This is a genomic window from Desulfurobacteriaceae bacterium, from assembly GCA_039832905.1.
GTDB lineage: Bacteria > Aquificota > Aquificia > Desulfurobacteriales > Desulfurobacteriaceae > Desulfurobacterium.
In genome coordinates this window covers 1-1,952 of sequence record JBDOLX010000038.1, presented here as the reverse complement: position 1 = coordinate 1,952, position 1,952 = coordinate 1, and the positions used below count along the sequence as shown (strand labels likewise).

3 protein-coding genes are annotated in these 1,952 nt (G+C 38.9%); 1 reads left to right on the top strand and 2 read right to left on the bottom strand.

Features of this window, described 5'->3' with window-relative positions; genetic code table 11:
* The coding region (locus ABGX27_02940; protein MEO2068447.1) for a C4-type zinc ribbon domain-containing protein at positions 1-337 on the top strand (337 nt) is incomplete at its 5' end.
* Between the two features lie 214 nt (positions 338-551).
* Here the strand turns inward: ABGX27_02940 and ABGX27_02935 are convergent.
* Both ABGX27_02935 and ABGX27_02930 read right to left on the bottom strand, forming a co-directional pair.
* Positions 552-1,529: a hypothetical protein gene (locus ABGX27_02935; GenBank protein ID MEO2068446.1), complete on the bottom strand. Its 978-nt coding sequence runs from the start codon at positions 1,527-1,529 to the stop codon at positions 552-554.
* On the bottom strand, positions 1,508-1,952 hold a 445-nt coding region (locus tag ABGX27_02930; protein ID MEO2068445.1), incomplete at its 5' end, for a hypothetical protein. The genes ABGX27_02935 and ABGX27_02930, both read right to left, overlap by 22 nt.

Sequence of the window (1,952 nt, the reverse complement as noted above, 5' to 3'; positions counted from 1 at the left end):
AGAGCAGTTTTCACCTGAGATTCAGAAGTTAAAAGAGGAGATTGAGGAGATCTCTTCAGAAGTGGAAATCTTAAAGAGGAAAAAGGAAAAACTTCTGAAAGAGATTGAAGACCTTAAATCCTCCATAGAGCCTTCTGAAATAGAAAGGTTTGAGCAGCTTAAAAATAAATTTAACGGTCTGGTCTTTTCAGATATCTCTTCTGGTGCTTGTGAAGGGTGTGGTATGACTTACTCTCCAGCAGAATATAGGGAATTGATTAAAAACTTAACTCCGGGCAAGAGTAAGTGTCCTTACTGTGGAAGGTTTATTTACTCAAGAAAGTTAGTTAAAGCGTAGGATCTAATGTTAAAAATTGATTGATAGTTAATTTGATGTAAATTTTTAAATTCCGATTCGGACTCGCTGACAAAATTTTGAAAAAAAAGTGGAACACTCAAAAATAGGATTTCGGGATTTAGGGGGAAATTTAGGGACTTTGCGGGACAAGGAGATTTAGAAAATAATAAATCATGGTGTTCCACAAAAATTCAAAATGGTGTTCCACTTTTTTTCAAAACACAGGTTCCAGCTTGCACATGCAGTGAGGGTGAGCGGGACAAAGCGGCTGTTTCCCCTTTGGAAAAACACCTCGGCCAAGGCCGAAATCAACATTAGCATATTTGTCGCAAATATCTTCTATTTTGTGGGCTGGATTGAGTACCCATCTGAAACCTTTGCAAAAAGGATTATCCTTATAAGCTTCTACAATAGTGGTATTTAGGAGTCTTGATGTTTCTGTTCTGGCAATTCGTTTGAGATTGTAGAGTTGCTTTTGATAGAGATACCAATCTACTGCTTCATTAACGGCTTTTGTTGAGGCTTTTTCTACCGCTTTTGTTAGCTCTTTCAGTAAGGTTTTGTGAGCGTGAAGAACGCCTCTTTTCTTCCGCTGTTTGATGTAGCGTTCATACTGATTAAGGATTGAATTCCACTGCTTTTTGGAAATTTCTCCTTTTATCATAGCTCTGGCGTTTCGGCGGAGTTTCTCTATGAGTTTTATTTCTTCGTTAGTTAGCTTAACGAATTTTTTCCCCAGCTTTTTCTCCATGTGGTATTGAATAGCGTAAGCAGTTTGGATAGCGGATTTTCTTAGGTGAAGTTGCTGACGAAGAACCTGAAAGAATTCTACTTTTGCCTCTTCTTTCCTTTTCCTTAGCCTTTGAGAGAGGTTCAGACCGTCTGGATAAAGGAAGTTAAAAAGTTTATCTAAAAGCTTGTTGTGAAAAACTTTAACATCAGCATTGCCTAATGGTGCTATTTGAACTGCGATGCTCTCCGTCAGGTTTCGTAAGAGTGTATCCAAAAATTTGTAATTCTCCTCAATAATTTCGTAAACCATTTTGATAAGCCTGCGGTCTATAACGTAGTCTTTGGCAACGAGGTAAGCAATAATTTCTTTAACGAGGTTTTCTTGGTCTTCTTGCAGTTTGCTGAAATTTTTCTCAAGGTAGGTGAGAATTTCCTTCCTTATTCTTTGTGACTCTTCCATCCTTCAGCCCTCAGTTTTATTTCCCAGTCTTCTTGAGAGTCTATGGCGTTTTCTATCTGGTCAAGTTCTTTTTCGTCTTTGAATGGGTTAAGAATCAGGCGGGCAGTGAGTTTCATGAGTTCGTTGTGGAGAATAGGTGGAAGGTCAGGTCTGTCAAGAACTGTTAGAACTGTTTGAGTGAACTGTTCTGCATCAAGGATTGTAAACTGCTTGGAGTATTCAATGTAGCCTTTGAACTCTTCGTCAAGCCATCTGCCTACAAGCTCTGCAATCTTGTATTCGCAGGACTCTAAGGCGTTGGCGAAGTTTACGAGCATAGTGGTGAATTCGAGGTAGTCATACTGTTTGGCAAGTCCAGATTCCGCTCTTGAGCTTGCAAAATCAAGATTAACCTGTTTGAAAATCTGTTTTATGAGGAACTCC

Coding starts and splice junctions, on each gene's coding strand:
- ABGX27_02935 (MEO2068446.1), bottom strand. CDS start 1,529: ATGGAAGAGTCACAAAGAATAAGGAAGGAAATTCTCACCTACCTTGAG.